This window comes from Kosakonia sp. YIM B13571, from assembly GCF_042788095.1.
Classification (GTDB): domain Bacteria; phylum Pseudomonadota; class Gammaproteobacteria; order Enterobacterales; family Enterobacteriaceae; genus Kosakonia; species Kosakonia quasisacchari.
Map to the genome: position 1 here is coordinate 190,273 of NZ_JBHZPL010000004.1, position 23,727 is coordinate 213,999.

General features: G+C 55.7%; 15 protein-coding genes. 4 read left to right on the forward strand and 11 right to left on the reverse strand.

Annotation, left to right across the window (positions count from 1 at the left end):
* Positions 1-51: 51 nt before the first annotated feature.
* The 3 genes from ACFX4O_RS12445 to ACFX4O_RS12455 all read left to right on the forward strand — a co-directional run bounded on the left by ACFX4O_RS12445 (position 52) and on the right by ACFX4O_RS12455 (position 3,624).
* Positions 52-954, forward strand: coding sequence for a LysR family transcriptional regulator (locus tag ACFX4O_RS12445; RefSeq protein WP_380209838.1), 903 nt, complete (start codon positions 52-54; stop codon positions 952-954).
* A gap of 49 nt (positions 955-1,003) precedes the next feature.
* Positions 1,004-2,035 (forward strand): inner membrane protein YhjD, encoded by a 1,032-nt coding sequence (gene yhjD / locus ACFX4O_RS12450; protein WP_380209631.1) that lies wholly within the window; start codon positions 1,004-1,006, stop codon positions 2,033-2,035.
* Positions 2,036-2,307: 272 nt separating this feature from the next.
* Positions 2,308-3,624, forward strand: a complete 1,317-nt coding sequence (locus tag ACFX4O_RS12455; RefSeq protein WP_131411312.1) for an MFS transporter — start codon at positions 2,308-2,310, stop codon at positions 3,622-3,624.
* A 50-nt stretch (positions 3,625-3,674) separates the two neighbouring features.
* On the opposite strand, the gene ACFX4O_RS12460 is transcribed toward ACFX4O_RS12455, so the two are convergent.
* Both ACFX4O_RS12460 and pdeH read right to left on the reverse strand, forming a co-directional pair.
* The gene (locus ACFX4O_RS12460; RefSeq protein ID WP_380209629.1) at positions 3,675-5,729 is read right to left on the reverse strand and encodes an AsmA family protein; all 2,055 of its coding nucleotides are present in this window, start codon (positions 5,727-5,729) and stop codon (positions 3,675-3,677) included.
* 67 nt (positions 5,730-5,796) lie between these two features.
* Positions 5,797-6,567, reverse strand: a complete 771-nt coding sequence (gene pdeH / locus ACFX4O_RS12465; RefSeq protein ID WP_380209627.1) for a cyclic-guanylate-specific phosphodiesterase — start codon at positions 6,565-6,567, stop codon at positions 5,797-5,799.
* Positions 6,568-6,798: 231 nt separating this feature from the next.
* Here pdeH and ACFX4O_RS12470 point away from each other — a divergent pair, with 231 nt between their 5' ends.
* Positions 6,799-7,728, forward strand: coding sequence for a sugar kinase (locus tag ACFX4O_RS12470; RefSeq protein ID WP_380209625.1), 930 nt, complete (start codon positions 6,799-6,801; stop codon positions 7,726-7,728).
* A 51-nt stretch (positions 7,729-7,779) separates the two neighbouring features.
* On the opposite strand, the gene ACFX4O_RS12475 is transcribed toward ACFX4O_RS12470, so the two are convergent.
* From ACFX4O_RS12475 to bcsR, 9 genes are all read right to left on the reverse strand, one after another.
* On the reverse strand, positions 7,780-9,279 hold the full coding sequence (locus tag ACFX4O_RS12475) for an insulinase family protein (RefSeq protein ID WP_380209623.1): 1,500 nt from the start codon (positions 9,277-9,279) through the stop codon (positions 7,780-7,782).
* Between the two features lie 216 nt (positions 9,280-9,495).
* Positions 9,496-10,782, reverse strand: coding sequence for a dicarboxylate/amino acid:cation symporter (locus ACFX4O_RS12480; protein ID WP_131411322.1), 1,287 nt, complete (start codon positions 10,780-10,782; stop codon positions 9,496-9,498).
* A gap of 157 nt (positions 10,783-10,939) precedes the next feature.
* Positions 10,940-12,946, reverse strand: a complete 2,007-nt coding sequence (gene hmsP, locus ACFX4O_RS12485) for a biofilm formation regulator HmsP (protein ID WP_380209621.1) — start codon at positions 12,944-12,946, stop codon at positions 10,940-10,942.
* Between the two features lie 220 nt (positions 12,947-13,166).
* Positions 13,167-16,655 carry a cellulose synthase complex outer membrane protein BcsC gene (gene bcsC, locus ACFX4O_RS12490; RefSeq protein WP_380209619.1) on the reverse strand — a complete coding sequence of 1,163 codons (3,489 nt, stop codon included), beginning with the start codon at positions 16,653-16,655 and terminating at the stop codon, positions 13,167-13,169.
* Positions 16,637-17,743, reverse strand: coding sequence for a cellulose synthase complex periplasmic endoglucanase BcsZ (gene bcsZ / locus ACFX4O_RS12495; RefSeq protein ID WP_380209617.1), 1,107 nt, complete (start codon positions 17,741-17,743; stop codon positions 16,637-16,639). Before bcsZ ends, bcsC begins: the two co-directional genes overlap by 19 nt.
* A gap of 5 nt (positions 17,744-17,748) precedes the next feature.
* On the reverse strand, positions 17,749-20,133 hold the full coding sequence (gene bcsB, locus ACFX4O_RS12500; protein ID WP_380209615.1) for a cellulose biosynthesis cyclic di-GMP-binding regulatory protein BcsB: 2,385 nt from the start codon (positions 20,131-20,133) through the stop codon (positions 17,749-17,751).
* A 25-nt stretch (positions 20,134-20,158) separates the two neighbouring features.
* The gene (gene bcsA / locus ACFX4O_RS12505) at positions 20,159-22,762 is read right to left on the reverse strand and encodes a UDP-forming cellulose synthase catalytic subunit (RefSeq protein WP_380209614.1); all 2,604 of its coding nucleotides are present in this window, start codon (positions 22,760-22,762) and stop codon (positions 20,159-20,161) included.
* Complete coding sequence (gene bcsQ, locus ACFX4O_RS12510) at positions 22,759-23,523, reverse strand: cellulose biosynthesis protein BcsQ (protein ID WP_380209612.1); 765 nt, start codon at positions 23,521-23,523, stop codon at positions 22,759-22,761. The genes bcsA and bcsQ overlap by 4 nt, the downstream gene beginning before the upstream one ends.
* 12 nt (positions 23,524-23,535) lie before the next feature.
* A complete protein-coding gene (gene bcsR, locus ACFX4O_RS12515; RefSeq protein ID WP_017458258.1) occupies positions 23,536-23,724 on the reverse strand; it encodes a cellulose biosynthesis protein BcsR in 189 nt (62 codons plus the stop codon).
* Between the last annotated feature and the right edge of the window lie 3 nt (positions 23,725-23,727).

Here is a 23,727-nt window from a genome sequence, read left to right on the forward strand (position 1 = left end):
GTGCTAAATTACGCTTCACTGTTTCATTACAGGCAACAATCGAGCGTGATGATGGATAAAATTTACGCAATGCAACTGTTTATCCGCGTAGCGGAACTGGAGAGTTTTTCCCGCGCCGCCGATTCGATGGGGCTTCCTAAGGGTAGCGTATCGCGCCAGATTCAGGCGCTGGAGACGCACCTCGGCACCCAGTTGTTGCACCGCACCACGCGCCGCGTTCAGCTCACGCAGGACGGCATGGTTTACTACGAGCGGGCGAAAGATCTGCTGGCGAATATGGATGAGCTCGACGGAATGTTCCTGCATGATCCGTCGAGTATCAGCGGTCGTTTACGCATCGATATGCCGGTCGGTGTGGCGAAAAATCTGGTGATCCCACGCCTACCCGCTTTCCTGCAACAGTATCCCGGCATTGAACTGGAGCTGAGCAGCAGCGACAGGCTGGTGGATATTATTCGCGAAGGGTTCGACTGCGTAGTGCGCGTCGGCACCCTCAAAGACTCTGGCCTGATTGCCCGCCAGCTTGGTCGGCTGTCGGTCATTAACTGCGCCAGCCCCGATTATCTGGCGCGTTTTGGCTACCCCGAAACGCTCGACGATTTATCCTCCCACGCGCTGGTGCATTACGCCGTAAATCTTGGTACGCGCCCGCCGGGCTTTGAAGTCTTCCAGGATAAGCAGACACACTGGGTGAAAACCGGCGGGATCCTGACGGTGAACAGTACCGAAACCTATCAAGCCGCTTGCCTTGCCGGATTAGGGATTATTCAGGTACCGCGCGTTGGCGTACGCGAAGCGCTTCGTGCCGGTAAGCTGGTGGAGATCCTGCCGCAATACCGCGCGGAACCGATGCCGGTTTCGCTGATTTACCCGCACCGCCGTAATTTGTCGCGCCGCGTGCATCTGTTTATGGAGTGGCTGGCGACCGTGCTGAAGGATTACGTCGACCACTAGCAGCTATAATTTCACTTACCACACATTCAGGAGAAGGAAAACAGACCTGATGACGCCGGAAAATCATGAAAAACGCCCGACGCAAGACCTCGACTACGAACCCGTCAGGAAGATGGCTGAGCAGCCCACCGAAAAGAAACATTCTGCCGCCACAGCCGCCAGTACAACGCTGGCATCACTCACCGACATGGTGCAAAAAATCCAGAGCTGGCCTGTCATTGCGCACCTGATCCGCGCGACTGAACGTTTTAACGACCGCATGGGTAACCAGTTTGGTGCGGCAATCACCTACTTCTCGTTCCTGTCGATGATCCCAATTATGATGGTCTGCTTCGCCGCTGCCGGTTTCGTGCTCGCCTCACATCCCACGTTATTGCAGGACATCTTCAATAAAATCCTGATGAGTGTGAGCGACCCGACGATGGCCTCAACATTACAAAACACCCTCAATATTGCCGTGCAGCAGCGCACAACAGTGGGGATTGTCGGGCTGGCTATCGCCCTCTATTCCGGTGTGAACTGGACCGGCAACCTGCGTGAGGCGATCCGCGCCCAGTCGCGTGATGTCTGGGAGCGTAACGCGCAGGATGAAGAGAAAATCTGGGTAAAATATTTCCGCGATTTCATTTCACTGATTGGGCTGCTGATGGCGCTGATCGTGACGCTTTCGATAACGTCAGTGGCGGGTTCGGCGCAGCAGTTGATCATCAACGCGTTGCACCTGGATTACATTGAATGGCTGAAACCGGCCTGGCGGCTGATTGGCCTGGCCATTTCGATTTTCGCTAACTATCTGCTTTTCTTTTGGATCTTTTGGCGTTTGCCACGCCACCGCCCGCGTAAAAAGGCGCTGATCCGTGGAACATTTATCGCCGCGATTGGTTTTGAAGTGATCAAAATTATCATGACCTGGACGCTGCCCTCACTGGTGAAATCGCCCTCCGGCGCAGCGTTTGGCTCGGTGCTGGGTCTGATGGCATTCTTCTACTTCTTTGCTCGCCTGACCCTGTTCTGCGCCGCGTGGATCGCTACCGCGCAGTACAAAGGTGACCCGCGCATGCCGGATAAAACTCACCATTAACGCTGCTATCGGGCTGAAGGAAATGGAATATTTCAGCCAGCCTGGCGATTTCAGCATGAAAATCCAGTCCGTAACTTTTATTTAACCAAAAACCAGTTTTATTCTCTAATTTTAAAAATATGTGAAGCATTTCATAGAAGGTAAATCGTAAGTCTGAAAATTATCCGCTTTTTGCCTGTTTTTCGCGCTGGGCCTGACTTTGTTACAGATTGAAATGTCGCTTTTGCTGTGGCTAATATGGTCGTTCGTTCGCGCAAAAATAAGAAAATTCTATGCAAGCTACAGCTACAACTTTCGACAACGAGCAGGAAAATCCGCCGGTAAATTCACGCAATAAAGTCGTCGTTGCGTCTCTGATTGGCACCGCCATCGAGTTCTTCGACTTCTATATTTACGCCACCGCCGCCGTGATTGTGTTCCCGCATATCTTCTTCCCGCAGGGCGACCCGACGGCCGCCACGCTACAGTCACTGGCGACCTTCGCCATTGCTTTTATTGCGCGTCCGATTGGTTCCGCTGTGTTTGGTCACTTCGGCGACCGCGTTGGTCGTAAAGTGACGCTAGTGGCGTCGCTGTTGACAATGGGGATCTCAACCGTGCTGATCGGCCTGCTGCCAGGCTACGAAACCATTGGTGTAATGGCACCGTTACTGCTGGCGCTGGCGCGTTTCGGCCAGGGTTTGGGGCTGGGTGGCGAATGGGGCGGCGCAGCGCTGCTGGCCACGGAAAACGCCCCGCCGCGCAAACGCGCGCTGTACGGCTCTTTCCCGCAACTTGGCGCGCCGATTGGCTTTTTCTTTGCTAACGGCACCTTCCTGCTGCTCTCCTGGTTACTGACCGATGAACAGTTTATGGCGTGGGGCTGGCGTGTCCCGTTTATCTTCTCTGCCGTGCTGGTGCTGATTGGTCTGTATGTTCGCGTTTCACTGCATGAAACACCGGTGTTCGCCAAAGTCGCCGCCGCGAAAAAACAGGTGAAAGTGCCGCTCGGCACGTTGCTGACCAAACATATGCGCGTCACCGTGCTGGGCACGTTTATCATGCTGGCGACCTACACGTTGTTCTACATCATGACGGTCTATTCAATGACCTTCAGCACCTCGCCGCAGGGTCTGGGTCTGCCGCGTAACGAAGTGCTGTGGATGTTAATGATGGCGGTGATCGGTTTTGGTGTGATGGTGCCAGTCGCTGGCCTGCTGGCAGACGCGTTTGGTCGCCGTAAAAGCATGATTGTTATCACGTCGCTGATTATTCTGTTCGCACTGTTTGTCTTCCCGCCGCTGCTCGGTTCCGGTAGCCCGGTGATGGTAATGACCTACCTGCTGATTGGCCTGAGCCTGATGGGGCTGACTTTCGGCCCGATGGGTGCGCTGCTGCCGGAGCTGTTCCCGACGGAAGTGCGTTATACCGGCGCGTCGTTCTCTTATAACGTGTCGTCGATCCTCGGTGCATCGGTAGCACCTTATATCGCCACCTGGCTGCAGGCGAATTATGGTCTGCTGTACGTGGGGATTTACCTGGCCGCGATGGCGACATTAACACTTATCGCGCTGCTGTTGACCCACGAAACCAAACACCAGTCGCTGTAACCTTTTTGCCCTCTCTTCGCTGAAGAGAGGGCAACTTCCCGTCGTGCTGCTTAGTGTTTCATCTGTGACAAAATGGCCTGGCACTGATTCTGCTCGCCTTCCGACGGCGAGATCAACGCCAGCAATGCCGCAGCCGGAGTGACTAATGTTGCCAGCGCTGCCGCCACTGCACCGCGCGCAATCAACGGCCCGGGTTTAACGCCCGCCTGCGGATTTTTAAAACTGCCACGCACGTAAAGCGGTGAACGCAGCGTGACAATACGAACGCCTTTGCTTTCAGGATCAATGGTTAAATCGAGCTGTTCCGAAGCCATACTGGCGGTGCCGGTAATGTTAATCAGCGCGTTTTCCGTATCAAAGGCGAAGATTTGCGGACGCGCGACACCGTTGACTAAATCGAGGTTCGCGGCAGCGCAATTCACCCGCACTTCATCATCGCCAAATAGCTGACCGACAATATAGTTGCCGACATTAAGGCCGAGAATCTCCATCAAGTTACGGCTGACCAGCCCATCGTTCATCAACAGTTTCAGGTTGCCATTGCTGGTGCCCAGCAGCGCCGCCACAGAGTTGCCCACGCCGCGAAGCTCTGCGTCGCCGTTCATTTCACCGAGGGTTTTCTGCATCAGTTCAACATCCGGCATCAGCGCTTTGAGCTTCAGCCGCCGCGCCTGAATCTCCGCCCGCCCTTGCATCGGTTTTTTATCCCCTTCGAGGTGGATATTCGATGAGATGGTGCCGCCAGCAAGGCCAAATTTCAGCGGTTGCAGGCGCAGGTCGGCATTTTTCAGCAGAATGTGGGTCGACAAGTCGCTAATGGGTAGCGTTGAGCCGTGCTCAATCCGGCGACCTTTAAAGCGCACATCGGCATCCATTACGTCCCATTTATCGGTTTCAAAACGGTCATAGGGCAGCACTTTACCCGCCGGTTGCCCCGCTTTCTCGCCCTTTTGCTGCTCGGTGCGTTTTGACTGCTCAGCGCCTTTGCCGGAATCGACACCAATCAGCGGCCCCAAATCCGCCAACCGCAATTGGCGCGATTCAACATCGCCTTCCAGTTTTGGACGCGGTTTACCGGTGGTATAGCGCAGCGTGCCGTGAATATCGCTCTCGCCGATATGGCCGTTAAAATCACGGTAATCAAACACCGACCCCTTTTCATTATTGAGCTTCGCAATGAGATGGCCATCGGTTTCAAACGGTGGTGTGTCCGGCAACAGCACGCCCGTTAAGTCATACAGTTGCCCGAGCGAATCGCCACCAAATTTTAATTTCAGGTCGGCACCGCCCATGTTCATCGGGTCGTTGAGGGTGCCGACAAACGCCACGCGCGTATTGCCGGAACGGAAATCGGCCTGCACCGGGAAAGGCATCCCTTCGCTGCGCAGCGCCAGCATGCCGCCGATTTTGCCATTACCGGAGAGTGGCTGGTCGTTGTAATGCCCTTTCGCCGTCAAACCAAAAATGTAATCCCCGGCTTTGACTTTGCTATCGCTTTTGCCGGTCACTTCGCTAAACGGCAGCGGCTTGCCTAAGGGATTTACCAGAATCTCGATATCCGCGCGGTTGAGCGCATCGTCAATGGCGATGCGTCCGCGATCGAAGAGAATATTGTCCAGCCGGAATGACCAACTGGAAGGCTGCGCATTGGCGTCTTTGTTGGCGTCGCTGGCAAGCGTGAACGTCCAGTTATTGAGCTTTTCCGAGCGGCGAATCAACCGCGCATCGGGTTGTTGCAGTTTGATCCACGGCAGGTAAACGGTTTTGGTGAGCAGCGCCAGTGGCGCGAGAGTGGCTTCAACGCGGGGTAAATGCACCATCGTCACTTCGTCGATACCCGGCGGGTTGCCAAGGATAATATCGTCGGCGTGAACATGCGGCCACGGAACCCAGCTGCGCCAGCCGGTTTCCTCTTTTTGCCGCTCCCACACCACGCCCAAATCGCCGCGAATGGCGAACGGGCGGTTAAGCTCGGTGGACACTTTTTCGTTAATAGTGGGTTTGAGGCGGTTCCAGTCGAATGTGGCGATGATGATAATGGCGACCACAATCAACAACAGCAACGTCGCGAAGACGGCAATAATCGCTTTACTCGTTTTTGTCATCGTTCTGCCTTTCCTTTAAAACCTTACCTGTCATAAAGATAGTAGAGGCTCGCGGAAAGGGCAGCGGTTACAGTTCGAGTATCACGTGTTCAAGTTTGGCTAAAGGAACCGGACGGGAGAGAAAATAGCCTTGTGCCGCATAAGCCGGTGAATCCTGAACATCGCGCCACTCTTCCAGTGTTTCCACGCCTTCGACAATCACGCCCTGGCAATAGCGGTTCATCAACTGCAACAGCATGGTGAACAGATTTTGCCCTTCCGGCGTTTTGCGCAGCATGATAAACAGATCGCGCGCCACTTTGATGTAGTCGTAACGCACTTCGCTTAACGCAGAGAAATTCGCCATACCGGTGCCGAAGTCGTCCAACCACAGCGGGCCAATTTCGCTGATCGAGGCGAAAGTCGAGTCCTGCGGTAAACGGATATGTTCCACCAGTTCAAAGCGGATCCACGGCAGCGAATTGACCAGCGCCATCAGCTCGGTATCCTGGCGCATTGCCAGCAGCGTTGGGCCGTCGACATTCACCGAGGCCAGCACCTCATTGCTGAGAAAGAACTCTTTTTGTTCCGCCAGCAGCGCCACTTGTTCATGCACCACGTCAACACGATGGCGCACCGCCACTTCGGAAAAGTAGCGATCCGGCGCAATACGCGTTTCCGGCTGTGACGGATGGGTAACAACGGTCAATACTTCAACGGCCATCAGACGACCATTGGTTTTATAGATGGGCTGATAAGTATAAGCACGTTCGCATTGCAGCCAATAACGACGCTCCTGCAAGCTTTCAATGCTTGCTTCAGGAATGTTGAGCTGCTGGATGACCTGCTTTAACTTCATTTCTGCTGTCCTGTCGAAGGCGATGACCGGGAGGAATTCGTCAATGAGTTATCGGCGCTCGTGTCGATAACTTTACGCTCCGTCTAAGGGCAAATTTAAAAACCCCGAGGAGAAATCTGCAAGGAACAGGCTTTAGCTCAAAAAAATACTGGAACGTTGTTTTAATATAGTTGACCACGAATCACCCACAACGCACACTACCGTTAATTTATCTGATCCAGGTTGATGACTATGTCCAGGAAAATTGCCGTCATTGGCGAATGCATGATTGAACTGTCGCAAAAAGGCGCGGAAGTGAACCGTGGCTTTGGTGGCGATACGCTTAACACGTCTGTTTATATCGCCCGCCAAGTCAATCCTGCGGCGCTTTCCGTGCACTATGTTACCGCGCTTGGCACCGACAATTTCAGCCAGCAGATGCTGGATGCATGGCAAAACGAGGACGTCGATACCAGCCTGACGCAGCGTATGGAAAACCGCCTGCCTGGCCTCTATTACATCGAGACCGACAGCACCGGCGAGCGTACTTTCTACTACTGGCGTAACGAAGCGGCAGCCAAATTCTGGCTGGAGAGCGAGCAGTCTGCGGCTATCTGCGAACAGCTTGCGACCTTCGATTACCTCTACCTGAGCGGCATCAGCCTTGCCATTCTTAGCCCGACAAGCCGCAACAAACTGTTGTCACTGTTGCAGGCATGCCGTGCGAATGGTGGCAAAGTGATTTTTGATAACAACTACCGTCCGCGCCTGTGGGCGAGCAAAGAAGAGACGCGTCTGGTTTATCAGCAAATGCTGGCTTGCACGGATATCGCGTTCCTGACGCTGGATGACGAAGACCTGCTGTGGGGCGAGAAACCGGTGGAAGAGGTTATCGAACGCACGCAGCGCGCGGGCGTAAAAGAAGTGGTTATCAAGCGCGGCGCAGACTCCTGCCTGGTGGCGATTGCCGATGAAGCACTGGTGGAAGTTCCGGCGGTGAAACTGCCGAAAGAGAAAGTGATTGATACCACAGCGGCCGGGGATTCCTTCAGCGCGGGTTACCTGTCTGTACGCCTGACCGGTGGCGACGCGACAGAAGCGGCAAAACGTGGGCATTTAACCGCCAGCACGGTCATTCAGTATCGCGGCGCGATTATTCCGCGCAATGCAATGCCGCAATAACGGTGTTCACCCCTCTCCTTTACCAGAGAGGGGTGCTTGAGCATTACTGCTTTACTGCTGCGGTGGAATATCCGAGACGTCAGAATGGCTCTCGTCACTGTTGGCAGCAGGCGCTGTAGCGCTATCCGCTGGAGGTGCCATCACTTCATCCCACGTTGCCTGCAAATCCTTCATGTTGAACTCCGGCTCGCCTTTCGGCTGCAGCAACACCAGCGACATATCCTGTGTAAGTTGCTGATGCAGATCCTGGTTCAGCATCTGTGGCGTCAGGTTGTTCAGAAAGTTTTGGCGCAGTTTTTGATACTGCTCCGGCGCAATATCCACCACCTGGTTTTGCAGAGAACGCATCCGTTGACTGATCAGGATATCGGTACTGGCGCGCGCATAGGTGGCGAACAGCTTTTGCAGCTCAAGGTTTTTCTGCGCGATAAGGGCTTTAAATTCCTCTTCCGGTAGCCCTTTTTCACGCACTTTCGCCAGCTCACGCGCAATCACGCCGACATTGGTACTGAGTTTGTCATTGGGCGAATCAACGTTAATCGCGCATTGCGCCCGCTGGAACAGCACCCGGCAGTCAAAACCGAGACCAATTTCTTTGGCGTTGTTTTTGCTCAGGTTCTGCTGGATATGCCAGAACAGGGCTTCGCGCGCCAAATCCGCACGCCAGTAACGCTCAAGCGCGGCAGATTCGCGAATCGGTTGCCAGGCGGAGTCCCACATGATCGACAAACGATCCTGGGGGATGCCCTCGGTCATCAAGCTCACTGGCTGGCGCGGCAGCGGCGACAGCGTCGCGACGGGCGTAGGCGTCTGGCGTTTGCCTTTCAGCTCGCCGAAGGTTTTACTAATCTGCTCGGCGATGGCGCGGCTATCCACGTTCCCGACCACAATCAGCGTCATGGCGTCTGGCGTGTACCATTTTTCGTAGAAACCTTTCAGTTGCGCCGCATCGACCGGCTCTTTCAGCGTTCCTGCGGGATCGTGCCCCAACAGCGGCGAACCTTTCAGGCGGTAACGCCACCAACTGTCTTTGGTATCACCAGGCCAGGTCGCCACCATGTCGTTGCTGGCGAGAGCGTGATTAACCGTATCCGGCGTGATAGTGAGATTTCCGGCGGCATCCGCCAGGTAAACCATCGCCTCTTTCAGCAGGTCGCTGCGGTTGTTCGGTAGGCTCAGGTTATATTGCGTGTATTCGTAGGAGACCAGCGCTGGCGGCAGCGGGCGCTTCGGGTCAATACCTTGCTGCCACAGCGAGCGCACCTGGGAAGGTTCAAGCCGACCACTGTGGGTCAACGCAACGCGGGGAATAAAGTGGCTGAAACCGCTCTGTTGCGCGCCTTCGGTGAGCGAACCGGTATTAATAGACAGGCGAATCTCAATGCGATCGCTGGGGCGCTGCGGCGTGGCCAGAACCTGCCACTGAAAACCATTTGCCAGCGTCCCTTGTTGCCAGGCCGGGTCAGGCTGGAGCGCATCTGCCTGCACATAACCGACAGCTGCCAGCATCAGCAAACCGCCCGTTAACAGTCGAATTTTTGTGCCCTGCATGTGAACCCCTAATCAACATTCCTGGTTAAAAAGTATGCCCGCCAAAGGGGCTAAAAGCGTACTAAAACACTTCGCTTTTAGACCACGGGAAATGCAAAACGTCACATCGCGAAGTGAATTATCACGAAATTTCATCGTAAATTGTGACGGATCCAGGAGGTAATTATGCGCAGGTACCCGCAGCCCGACAAGGGACTGCGGTCATAAGTCACGAAATTATGAAGAAATTCCGGGGGTTTTCGCCGCGCTGGAACGGTTATCCAGCGTGTCGACCAGCTGTTTTTGATCCAGCTCTTTCACCCACTTCGCTACCACGATGGTGGCGACGCCGTTGCCCACCAGGTTGGTCAGCGCACGGGCTTCGGACATAAAACGGTCAATACCCAGAATCAGCGCCAGCCCGGCCACCGGCAAATGCCCGACGGCAGAAAGCGTTGCTGCCAGCACAATAAACCCGCTGCCCGTCACCCCGGCGGCGCCTTTTGATGACAGCAGCAGCACCACCAGCAGCGTTATCTGATGGAAAATATCCATTTGGCTGTTGGTGGCCTGGGCGATAAATACCGCCGCCATCGTCAGATAAATGGAGGTGCCATCCAGGTTGAAGGAGTAACCGGTTGGGATAACCAGCCCGACCACCGATTTACGGCAGCCCAACCGTTCCATCTTCTCCAGCATGCGCGGCAGCGCCGATTCTGACGAAGAGGTGCCCAGAACAATCAGCAGCTCTTCACGGATATAGCGGATAAATTTGAAGATGCTGAAGCCCGTCACACGGGCAATCGTGCCCAGCACGACCACCACAAACAGAATACAGGTGGCATAGAAACAGATAATCAACTGGCCGAGTTGCACCAGCGTACCGACACCGTATTTGCCGATGGTAAACGCCATCGCCCCGAATGCGCCAATCGGCGCCAGGCGCATGATCATATTGATGATGCCGAAGATCACCTGCGAAAAACTTTCGATAACGTTAAAAATCAGTTGGCCTTTATGGCCTAAGCGATGCAGCGCGAAGCCAAACAGCACCGCGAACAGCAGCACTTGCAGAATATTGCCGCTGGCGAAAGCGCCAATCACGCTTGCCGGTATGACATCAAGCAAGAAGGCAACAATCCCCTGCTGTTGCGCCTGTTCGGCATAAACCGCCACGGCTTTTGCATCAAGCGTTGCAGGGTCAACGTTCATTCCGGCACCCGGTTGCACCACGTTAACGATCACCAGCCCGATAATGAGCGCCAGCGTACTGACAACTTCAAAGTAGAGCAGTGCAACCGCACCAGTACGACCTACCGCCTTCATGCTTTCCATGCCGGCGATACCAGTGACAACGGTACAGAAAATCACCGGGGCAATGATCATCTTGATGAGCTTCACGAAGCCATCACCAAGCGGTTTCATCTGCGCCCCGAGTTCAGGGTAGTAATGACCAAGCAGAATACCAATGGCAATCGCGGTCAGAACCTGAAAGTAGAGACTTTTAAACAGGGAGGTTTTCATAGGGTGTCCTTGATATTAAACCTCAGGCTTTGTAGGGTTTTCAGTTAGCCTGCGGTTTAAAAATAACACCCGTCAAACACGACAGAAATAAACTTACATCAAATCTGAAACAACAATGTTAAAAACTTTGAACTGACTCGCACAAGCCCGTAACAAATTACGGGTTTTCAGGCTTATCCGATGCGGCAAAAAACTGCTGTTCAAACACCTCCGCCGACGCCGCGCGACCAAATAAAAAGCCCTGCGCCACATCAACACCGGCATCAGCAAGCCAGGCCCGTTGCGCTTCATTCTCCACACCCTCAGCGACGATGCGCAGATCCAGACTGCGTGCCAGGTGGATAATGGCCGCCACCATGCTGTTTTCATCCGGCAAGCCTTCAACAAACATTTTGTCGATTTTAAGCACATCCACCGGCAGCGACTTCATATGATGCAATTGGCGCAGCCCGGAATACCCCATGCCAAAATCATCCAGCGCAATGCGCACCCCGGCATCGCGCAGCGGGCGCAAAATCGCCACGGCTGCCTGGGGATCATCAATATGGCGGCTTTCTGTCACTTCAAGGATCAACGTCTGCGGCGCAATACGGTAACGCTGCAACAAATCCAGCATATCGGCCATCATCGTAGGATGCGTCAATTGACAGGCCGAGAGATTCACTGAGAGCGGCAGCATAATGCCACGCGATTGCCAACCGGCCAGCAAACGGCAGGACTCTTCCAGTACCCAATACCCGACGTTGACCATCAATCCGCAGGATTCAATACGTTCGATAAGCCCTTCCGGCAATGCCCAACTGCCGTCTGGTTGGCGTAAACGGAGCAACGCTTCCGCGCTGACCACTTCGCCGCTTGCAACATCCACCTGCGGCTGTAACCAGAGCGCGAACCGCCCCTCGTCAAGCGCAGTAAGGATGTCGCTCTCCTGCGCCAGCCATTGCTGTGCCTGCTCCATCTGCTCGGGATCGAAGAACTGGATCTGGTTTTTCCCTTTGCGCTGTGCACTAACGACAGCGGAAGCCGCCCGGTGGTATAGCTGCCCGGCAGAAAGGTTGCCGTAAAACATTGCCACACCAATATTGGCATTGGGTCGTAACTGGATGCCGTGCAGCGGCACGCGCTCGTTAATTACAGTGAGCACTTGCTTACCCAGCGTCATCGCGTGCCACGGCTCACTCACACCGTGAGCGATAATCGCAAAGTCATAGGCGCTCACCTGCGCCAGCACCGTGTTCGGTGTCAGTATCGATTTCAGTTTCTCTACCAGCGTCAGCAGCAACATCTCGCGCTGAGACTCCTGCAGCACACCGGCGGTATCACGCAGCGTGTCGCAGGCGACGACCAGTAGCGCGGTCGGGTTTTGCCGGGTCACCGTTTGCTCCAGCAGCGCCATCAGGAAAGCTTTATTCGGCAGTTCAGAAACCGGGAAATGCGTTGCCTGGGTATTCAGCTCTTCTTGCTGACGCAGCAGCAATTGCTGGTTGCGGTTGTAGCTGCGCACCATAATGCCAATTTCATCATCATGATGGAGACGGGGCACAGGCAGTTGATGCCCGGCAAGTTCCTGCGCCGGTAGATCATTGAGCGTCCGGGAAATTTTTCGCAGCGGGTGAACCACCAGCCGGTTGATACACCAGGTGAGCGCCACCGTGAGCATCAACGTTAAAAGTAAGTAAGCCGTCACTAACGTTGATAACGTACTGATCACGAACTTATAAACCCGGTATGAATCCGCCTGCAGCACCAGGTAGGCCAGCGGTTGCGGGTTTGCCGGGCGCTCCAGCGAATAGATAGGCAAGGAGATCTGCACCGGCAATTCAAACATTCGCGTGATCATCACCGGAACCGGACGTTCCGGGATAAAGCTCATGCGCAACGCCTGAAATTGATTCGGCAGCACGACATCCGCACGGCTTACGACGCCCGCAGGTTTAATCTGTTTGATAATCGCTTCTGCTTCGGGAATGTCGGCTTTTAAAATCGCCGCTGAAAGGGGTTCGCGTACGGAGCGGGCAATACTTTCCAGTTGTGTAGCCGTGTTATAGCGATTCTGCTGTAAGAAATGGAACAGCAAAATGACGCAGAAAATAAAAACAAACACCATAGAGACAACAGCAACCATGGCCATTTGTTTAATGGTTAAAGAACGGCTGACACGCAAAATCACTCTCCAGAGACACAATGAGCGCAGAACAGAATAAAAGGGTACTTAGCCGCCAGAGTATACTCTATCGCGCGGTGCTTGAGATAAACCGCTAAGCAGAATCTCAATCAGCGGAAAACAACGGGGAAAGTAGTCTGTAACCTTTTGAATCGCTGGCGGTTAACGACGGTGAGATTATCGCTTTATGCCGTTATTTCCCGCCAGGAATACTCCTTTTTTACCAGTCAGCATGCGGAACCAGAGGCTGGAGCGGCATATCCATATCGCCCTGCCAGCCCGCGCCGGAATAACGCACATAAATCAGTGCGTGGCTTGGGGTATAGTCCTTGGCCTGCTGAATATCGACACCCGCACCGACAAACCAATGGGAAGTCACCCGGCGTTCAATGAGCGCGCGCGCGGTATAACCGTATCCATTACTGCTACTGCCGGGTTCAGACTGCTCGCTTGCCCGGGCGCGGAAATCCGCGGGAATCAAGTTCAGCAATGGATACCTCGGCATCATTTTGGTGCGGGAATGCGACCACGACACTGAACCTCCCAACTCCCAGGACCAGTTCTCCGTACGCTCACGCCACAACACCGGCACCGAAAATGAGAGATACTCCTGCGGGCTGTAATAGCCGCCATGGCCTAAGGTGTAATAGCTCAAATCTTTGTCGTAGTGCCAGATCATATTGTTCAGGCCCACGGTAACGCGCCGGTTGTTTTCATTGATGAGCTTGTAGTAGTAACCGGTCATCCAGCGCACGCGCCAGTTGTCGTCGACATTCTTGCCTTCCAGCGTATCCGCCCCGAGGCTCGCCCATACGCCATTCGCTTCGCCCTTGTCATAACTGAGGCTCAGCGTACCGCCATTAGCCCGAACACCACCCCAGGTTTTACCGGTGTTACTGCTCGGATCTTTTTGCCCGCCAAAGGCCAGCAATGAACTGGAAATGGGGCGACGATGGAGATCCACGGTATAGCCAAACGGCCCGACATCGCTGCTGTAACTTAGCCCACCGACCACATCAACGACGTTAAAGCCCATCGGCGTGGTGCCAATATCCATCGACCAGGTATTGTTTCGCCATCCCACCGCAACGCTGGCACCGCTATCAGACTGGTGACGATTACCGCCAACACACGGCACATCGCCGCAGGTGCCAAAGCTCGGGCGATAAGTGCCGTCATCGCGTTTACTGAAGGTTCCGACATCCATATTCACCACGTCAGTCCGGAAAAACATTCGCCCGTCCGACAGCGGCGCATCCACCTGCAACATGGTGTTATGCGCTTTTAAATCCGAATACCCGCCCGTACCGCTGGAGTCCGAAAACTCATGCTGCAATGTGACATTCAGATCCTGCTGACGGTAGAGATCGGCGGCATCGCTGCGCACTCCGCGTTTCAGCCAGTCATCTTTTTCATCATTGCGTGTCAGGCGGGTAAAGGTGTCGTTATCCACCGGGCGCGTCGTCGTGACGCCCGACGCCACCATCGCATCTTTATAACTGTCCAGCGCCTGCTGAGGTTCACCGTTTTGCGCCCCGAAACGCGCCGCATCACGCAGCACCAACGCGCTCTCCATTGACGGTGGCTGAGATTTCGCCTGCGGGACGATGGCAGCGAAAATCCGCTCTGCGCTGGCGGTATCGCCCAACTGGGTTTGTACCAGCGCCAGCCGACGCTGGGTGTTGATTGATGGCGGCTGGGCGGGCGTCGTGGCAGGCAGTTTCGCCAGCGCCGCGCGCGCGGCCATATGATTGCCATCTGCGGCATACAGCTCCGCCAGGCCAAGCAGCGCCTCTTCATTGGCGGGTTCTCTTTGCAGAACACGCTGGTAATAACGTTGTGCTTCGCTATTGTCGCCGCGCTGCTGGGCCCAGTCGGCCAGCGTTAAATCAATACGTGAAGACGCCGGTTGCTGCGCCAGTAGCGCTACCGCCTGATCTTCATGACCGCCATCGCGCAGACGGTTGGCGTTGTCCAGCAACTGGTTGGCCTGCAGCCTGTCGGCCAGCTCCTGAATATTGCTGTTCCACTGGCTTTTCGGCAGCGCATTCAGGTGATTCAGCGCCGCCATTTGCTGATTATTACCGGAAAGATAGAGGCCATACGCGTAGACCTGTTCCGGGTCGCGCGGTTTGAGCGTGACCAGACGGTTCATCTGCGAATCGGCTTCGCCCCGCTGCCCTGCCTGGCGAAGATCGCTGGCCAGCCGGTAAGTTATCCATACGCTGCCGGGATCGAGCGCCAGCCGCTTACGTTGCAGCTCTGCCGCTTGCGCCCATTCACCTCTGTTTTCCAGCGCTTCTGCCTGCTGCGCGAGGCGGTCGTTCGTCAACCCGCGTTCAATATCATCAATGCTGCGCCGCTGGCTGGCAGAGAGCGACTGAATAAACTGTTCCGCTTTCTCCGGCGACTGCGCGCGGTAAATATTTGCCAGGCCGCGCACCGCGTTGCTGTTGCCGCTATCCATGCGCAGCGCCTGGCGATAGAAACCTTCAGCCGCCGCGTTATCTTTGCGCGCTGCGGCGGCATCACCAAGACCCAGCACCGCATAACTGTCGGTATTATCGGTGTTGCGCGCCTGCTGGTAATAACGTTCCGCCTGCTGCACGTTGTTGGCTTTTAGCGCCGCATCACCCTGCTGAATCAACAGCCAGTAGCGGTTAGTTTTCAGCAAGCTGTCCCACTTGCTGCGGTTGCCGCTGGTCGGATCCATGGCGATGGCTTTTTCCAGTTGCGCCACCGCGCGGGCTCGATCGCCGCTTTGCGAATAGGCTTGCCCCAGCGCCCCAACCGCTTCGCTGTCTGCGCGGTTAGCGTTGACGGCTTGCTGCAACTCGCCCACCGCTTTCGCGCCCTGCCCGGCATCCACCGCCGCCAGCCCTGTCGCTTTCGCGCGAAACGCCGGGTCGGCCAACTGTTTTTGCTGCGCGGCAAGTAATGTTCGGGCGCTATCTACCGTGTCGCCAGAACTAAACAGCGTCAGAAAGCGCTGAAGGGCTTTTACGCTGGCCTCGCTGGTCGGCATCGCCTGAATTTGTTGATACCAGATACTCGCTGCTGCTGCGCGACCATTGCTGGTTTTCGCCATCTGTTCCAGCACCGCATAACCTTCCGCGCTGCGCCCATCGGCAAACAACATTTGCGCCAGCCCGCCCTGCAACTGATCGTTGCCAGGATTCGCGGCATTCAGTGCTTGTAAACGTTTGACTGCTTCGGCATGACGCGCGGGCACTTTTGCCACCAACATCCAGTATTCAACCGACAAATCGCCCGGCGGCGGGTTGCCTTTAAACAAGGCATCGTAAGCTGCAAGCGCCTCCTGCGTATGGCCAGTGGTTGCCTGCAAACGCGCTTGTTGCAGCGCCTGGCGACCTTCCGGCGTGGAAAGCGCCATGGTGGTCATCGCTGATTTATAGGTGCTGGAATCGGGTGCCAGCTGTTTCATGCGGTCAAGCTGCTTTTGCGCGCCCGCGTTATCACCCTGGCGCAGCAAATAACGTAAGCGCGCGGCGATGACTTCCGGGTCATCCGGCGCGATAAGCTCAAGGCGGTAGAGCGACTGGCGTACCAGATCCTCACGCTTGGTGCTTTCACCAAGGCGCACCTGCGCAAGCAGTTGCTGCTGCGCGCCAGCATCGGCCGCTTGCGTAGCGGGAGCCAGCGCAAGCGCGAGTGAGAAACAGAGTAAACTTACTGTGAAGTTGCGCATTCCTGGCCCCAGTCAGGTTGTAACTCACCGCGAGGGGTGAAGCGAAAACGGTGCTGGTCCCACCCTTGTCCAAACAGGGTCAGAACATAGCTATAGTAGGCATCGTCGCCGGGGAAATGATCGGCGACCCATTGCCGTTGTACGGCTTGCGCATCGCGATCCTGTAAAAATGGCAACAGCGCAGCGGCAAACCCCACCGGGCCATCCCCAAGAATTTTTCCGCTCGCCACGTCCACTTTTTCCGGCACACGTCCGTTTTTCATGGTCACGCTGGCCATCGGTTTGAATTTTTCCAGCAGGCGCGCTTTCTGCGTGTCCCGGTCGTGCATCATGCCCACCCACAAATAAACACGGATAGCATCATAACCGCTCACCAGCGTCTTTTCGGACTTAAGCTGCCAGCCGCTCCCTTTCTGAAAACGTACCCAATCGGGCGCGAAGCCTTTCGGCGCGGTTTCCAGCAACAAACGAAGATTGGTTTCGCGCAGCGTCGACCACGGCGCGCCAAAGCGACTGAAATAGCTCGCCAGTTGCGGCGGTAAATAGCTCGGGTTAAAACGCCAGGTGGTCGGTTCGGCAAAGCCGATTTTGCCCGGCAGCAACATCGATCCCAGCCCCGGCACCGTGACGACTTCTTGTTTGGCGATAAGGGCTAACAACGCTTTACCCAGCTGGCTGTACGCGTCGTTTTTCCATAAACGCCCCGCTTCCAGTAGCGACCAGGCAATCCACAGATCGGAGTCAGACGCCGAGTTGGTGTCCAGCACCGTCCAGCTATTGTCCTCTTTTTTGCCCCACAGCCAGGCGGGAAGATGGGTACTGAGCGAGCCTTGCGCCAGGTTGTTTTGCGTCCATTGCAGCACCCTGGCAAAGGTGTCGCGATCGTTAGCCGCTAGTGCGAAGAACAGCGCATAACTCTGCCCTTCTGAAGTGGTTACCTTGCGTTGATCGCTGGGATCAACCACCCGGCCGCCGTCGCTCACATAGGCTTGTTTGAAGTGATCCCAGGCAGGCCAGGTGCAGGCGGCGCGCACATTCACCGCCGCCAGCATCAACGCCACTATCACCCACCAACGTCGCGTTCTCATTTTCGTTACTCGTGATCAGGGTCGAGACGGCGACGGCTAATGATCCGCAGCAGACGCCACAACACCCATGCCAGCAACACCACGCTGACCGCCGCCAGTACCGCCAGCAGCACCGGATGGTTTGCCAGCGCGTACCAGATACGCTCAAACCACGGCAAGTGACCGACATAGTAAATATCGCCCACGCGCAGGCCGTTGACGCCAGATTCGCGAATCACGGTCACCGAACCATAAATCGCCGCACGCTTGCCGCTGTCGTTCATCGCGCCGTTAAGCAATTCATAACCACGCGGGCTGTCAGCCAGCAGCGCGACCACACTGCGCTGATCGTGATACGGCGACTGGAAGCCGACAATCGCCGCCATCGGACCATCGGATGTGATCCCGGTTTGCGCATCGGCCTGACGGTCGGCGGCATCTGGCACAATCGACGGGAACGGCGTCTGGCGCAGCGGCGTTTTCACCCAGCTTTGCGCTGCATTCACCAGCAGATCGATTTTCTTATCGTCTTTTAACGCCGGAGGAATGGTGCCGATAATCATGATATCGGCGTCTTTATCCTTGATTTGGTTACCATCGTTAGTCAGTTGCACATTGATTGCCGGGAAGCCGGTCTGTGCGCCCACCGCGCCCAGCGAATCCAGTAGCGTGGCCATTTGCGCAGGCGTGGGCTGCGGCGGCGTGACGACGATAGTTTGCGACAAATCGGCCATCCGGCTAAACGGGAAGCCCGCATTGGCAAAGGCGCGCAAGTCCGGCATCGCAATAAAGTGGTAATACTTCGAGAAGTCGATGGTGGAGTCGTCGCCAATCACCACACGGTTTGGCACCTGCTGGAAGGTCACGCAGTTCTCAATGGTGCCTCCCGGCATCGGGTTCATATACTGGAAATCAAAGCGCAACTGGTTCACCGCGCCCAGCTTCAGCGCCGGAATAGAGACATCCGTTTTGCTGTCCAGCAGCCCTTGCAATACCGGAAGGTGCAGCAACAGGCGGTTAGTGTCCTGGTTGCCGGTCAGGTTGAAATATTGCAGGAACTGGTTATTCAGGCTGATATCCATGCGCGAGCTGTCTTTGGTCGGCGGCGCGGTGTAACGATAATTAAGATTCATATCGATACCGGTACTGCGCAGCAGATAGAGATCCGGCGGCAGATTCAGCGACACGTTAATCGCCGAGGGTTCCAGCCCGGTCGACTGCAACTGTTCTTCATAGGTTTTCAGCTCGCCAAAGGTGACCGGGCGGTCAGTACGCACCCAGTTCGGCGCATCGTATGGCTGGCGCGCCAGTAGCGGTTTCACCTCATCCACCGTGACGCTATCGCCACGGAACAGCACGTTACCCTGAGCGATGCCTTTCGCCGCCTGTATCAGATCTTTGTCATCACGGCCAAACACCACCAGCAGTTTCACATACGGGTTATTCGGGTGGTTGATCATGCTGATGGTCGGCCCTTTTACAGCGGGCGCATCACGCAGGAAATCAGGACGTTTGTCATTGGTGGCGAAGACAATCGCGTTGCGGTCCGGCAAGCTGTTGTAAGTGACCGGGAAGCTCTGCCCACGCCAGCCGGTACGGGAGCCAAACCAGGACGCAATAACCGCAGCGGCTTGCTGTTGTTCAATGTCCGGTGCGCCCGCGAAAACCATCGGCAGCGTCAGCGCCCTGTTGTCACGCGGGTCAAAGAATGGGATCGGGAAGTGGGAGAGATCGTTTTGCACCGCCAGCTTCTGGTAAGTCAAATCCAGCGAACTGCTGCGACCAATATCCAGCCATAGCGTGCTGCTGGCCGGGTTTTCGCACACATCGCGATAGTGGCCGACGAATTCCAGCCGCACCCGGTTGAAGTCGGCGATAAACAGCGGGTTGATCGGCACCTGCGCCAGCGTTTTTTTGCCGAGTTGCTCTTTGGTGACCGGCAAGACGCCCATCAATTCATCATTCAGATAGACCTTCAACTGAGATTGCACCGGCAGCAGAGAGGGCGATGGCGTGTACTCAAGATTAAGCACCGCTTTCGAAACCAGCTCATCGCTGCGCATACCAAACTCAACGCCACCGTCCGGGTTGATACCGCGCAGCACCATGCTGCCCGGCGGCGGCGCGATTTGGGCGAAAGTCAGTTTCACATCGAGCGACGGCGCGTTTGCGTCGACCACCGGCGCATTCGCCCCCGGTACGCCCGGCATCACCTGCCCGACAACGTTTTGGCCGTCTGTTGGCGTGGTTGGCCTCAATGATTCCGTTTGTCCCGGCGCAGGAGTTGCCACCGGCTCAGTGGCGGGCGCAACAGCCGGAACCGTCGGGGCTGGCGCTGCATACGTCATCACCGGAGACAAAATACTCGTCCCCACAGCCACTGCACAAATCCAGGAAAGTTTTCTTTTCATCGCGTTTTCATCATTGTTGAGCCAATCACGTCATCGGTTGCTGCACTGCCACATTCCGTTCCGGACGGCGCGGAATAAATGACACCACCCAGGACACCAGTACGGTGAATGAGCGGAAAATCACTTTGACAGACGGTGGAGCAAATTCCGCGAGATGGCGATAGCCGCGGAAACCCAATTTCAAAATATCCATCAGACTTTCCAGAGGCTTGTCTTCCGGGAAGCTGTCCTGCCACAGCGCCCATGTGTCGGCGCGGGCAAAAGTACACTGCACAAAATCGATATGCTGTTTGGTCGTCAACGGCATTAACTGCAAGCCCACTTCGTTGCCATTAACACGCGCCACGGTGGTGGGGAATGCATACTCTTGCTGGCCGCGTTTGAGCAGCAAATTCACTTTTTGCCCTTCAAGCACCTGCGCCTGGCCGTTAATCTTGATGCCAAGGCCGCCGTCGGAGAAATCATGCACGGTACAAGAGAAGAGATAGCCATCTTCGCGGGCAATTACCGCAGGCATGGAGATTTCAACACGATGCGCGCGGCGCACCTGCTTACTTTCCACCGAGACCGCAACCGCACCGCCAAGGATAATCATGTTGTAGAACACCCACGCGATACTGACGAACACGGTGAGCACTTCGTTTTCCGGGCCGTAGAAATAACGCCAAATCCCCACCAGCACGCCCGTCAGGTTGAGCAGCACAAGGTAGATGTAAGGACGTGAAATCACCCAGTCCACATATTCCTCTTCCACCAGGCCGCCTTTGGCGGTGACGTTAAACTTCCCTTTGTGCGGATTAAACAGTGCTACCAGCGTGGGCGGCGCGATATACCACGCCAGCACGGTTTCGTAGATCTCGCTCCAGAAAGAGTGACGATATTTACCCTGTATCTTTGAGTTGGTCAGGCTGGCGTGAATCATGTGAGGTAGCACAAACAGCGCAATCATCAGCGCTGGCGCGTAAATGATGTAGGCATGCAGCAACAAAAACGCCAGCGGCGCGGTCAGGAAGATAAGCCGCGGTATTCCCGATAAGAAATGGAACATCGCATTGACGTAACAAAGGCGCTGCGCCAGTTTGAGCCCTTTGCCCATCAGCGGATTGTCGAGGCGGAAAATCTGCACCATGCCGCGCGCCCAGCGAATACGCTGGCCAATATGCGCAGACAGGCTCTCTGTCGCCAGCCCGGCCGCCTGCGGGATGCGCATATACGCCGACGAATGCCCCAGACGGTGTAAACGCAGCGAGGTGTGCGCATCTTCGGTGACGGTTTCAACGGCGATACCGCCAATCTGGTCCAGCGGCCCACGGCGGATCACCGCACAAGAACCGCAGAAGAAAGTGGCGTCCCACATATCGTTACCATCCTGCACCAGCCCGTAGAACAGCGTGCCTTCGTTCGGGGTTTTTCGAAAACGCCCAAGGTTACGTTCAAACGGATCCGGCGAGAAGAAGTGGTGTGGCGTCTGCATCATCGCCAGCTTTTTCTCTTTTAAGAACCAGCCCATGGTCATTTGCAGGAACGAGCGCGTCGGCACGTGGTCGCAGTCGAAAATCGACACGAACTCACCTTTCGCGTATTTCAGCGCATTATTAATGTTGCCCGCTTTTGCGTGCTCATGCGTGGTTCGGGCGATGTACTCGACGCCGACGCTTTTGGCGAACTGGCGGAACTCTTCGCGCCCACCATCATCAAGGATCCAAATCTTCAGCTTGTCTTTCGGCCAGTCGATGCCCAACGAGGCATAAATGGTGTTTTTCACCACATTCAAATCTTCGTTATAGGTCGGTACGAAGATATCGACAGAAGGCCACAACGACATATCTTTCGGCAGCGGCACCGGCTGGCGATTCAGCGGCCATACCACCTGGAAATAGCCAAGCACTAGCACAATCCACGCGTAGGTTTCTGCAAACAGCAGCACCAGGCCGCATACCAGACTCACCGGGTCATCCCAGTTCAGCGTCGAAGTGTAGCGCCACCAGATATAGCGGCAGGAAACGGTGAGCGAGAGGACGATCAGCATCAGAGCGGAGAAACGTCCCGGAATTCGGCGTACCAGCAGCGCCACGCCCCACAACAGCATCAGGAAAACAAACTGCGACAGCGGGTTAAACGGCTGCGTAATACACAGAATGGCAAGGATCAGCGAGAACACTACGATGATGCCAAGAATAAAGCGGCGCACACGCGGGCTGATATGCGCCAACTCTTTTTTATCATCCAGATGGCCGGTGCGGTGTGTGACGCGCTCTGGCAGCGTATCCAGCCAGTGATACCAGCGCCCGCGCAGCACACGCGCCCGGGCAAAACGTTTGCGACGGGGAGACTTCCGATCGCCCCAGGGCAGCGTGACCAGCAACCACAAGGTTTGCAGTAAATAGCGCGCCGGATCGAGTGGTCGCGGTCTGTCAGGGTCAATATGCGGGAACCACAAATGCTGCTGCGCACAGAGTTGCTGCCAGCGCGGGTGCTCCAGCGGAATAAACACCCATGCGAGGATCGCCCAGAAGCAGCCAGACGCTGCGCTAAACCCAGAAGCGCCGTGTTCACGGTAACGCTGGTAGCGTTCGCTTAAACGCGCGCTCACCGGAGGGATCAGCAACCAGGCGGAAAGGCGACTCATTGCGGGCTCCCTTCCTGCTCGCCGGTTACTTCTTGCGTGTGCGCACAGTGCAGCAGGCACCAGTTCGCCAGCGTTAGTATCTCTTCCGCCGCCAGCGAATCCGCCCGGTATTCGCCCAAAGGCTGTTTCAACGCCTGAGATTCCGCCATCGCTTCATCACGGTGGATAAGGGTCGGGAGGATCTGCCGCTGGCTTTGCAGCCACACCTGCCAGAGATCGTCTTGTAGCTGGCTGCCAATGCGCAGATCGTTAAGCAGAATATGCGCGCCCGCAGGCAACAGTTGTTGATGCAAACGGATATGACAGTTAGTGTCGGGTTTTACCACCGTAAACAGATGGTCGCACTGCGCCACGAACTGGCGCGTCAGCGGTGAAACACCGTGCGGGAGATCGATTAACACCCACTGATAACTTTGCTGCGTTTTCAGCGCCTGCAAAATGGTAGTGAGTTGGCTCAGCGGTTCGTGCAATAAATGGAGGTTATCCCACTCATTTGCGGCCAGACGGCCAAAAGGCAGGAGATCGAGCTGCGAGGTATAGCGCATCCCGGCGTCGCGCCAGTCTTGCCCATCCAATACCGCGCGCGCCCAGCCGTGTTGATGTTCAAAGTCGACATTAAATGACAGGCGCAAAAGATTATCAGGGCAGGCATCAATCACCAGCACCGATTCGCCTAAAATTTGTAATGACCAGGCCAGAGCCGCAGTGATCGATGTCGTCCCAACACCACCGCGAATCCCCTGTAAACCCAAGATGGCCATCCTGGTTATCCCTTATTGTTGACGGGCTAATTCTGCCAGCAGCGGCCAGCGCTTAAATGCCGCCGCCAACTGTTCTCGCTGGGAAATATCGGCGTAATCAATTTCAGGCAATGAAAATGCCTTACTTAACGCCAGAAAATCATTTTGGAATGTATAGCCCAGAGTTGGGTCTGACTGCGTTTTGGGTTCATTGTTATGCATTCT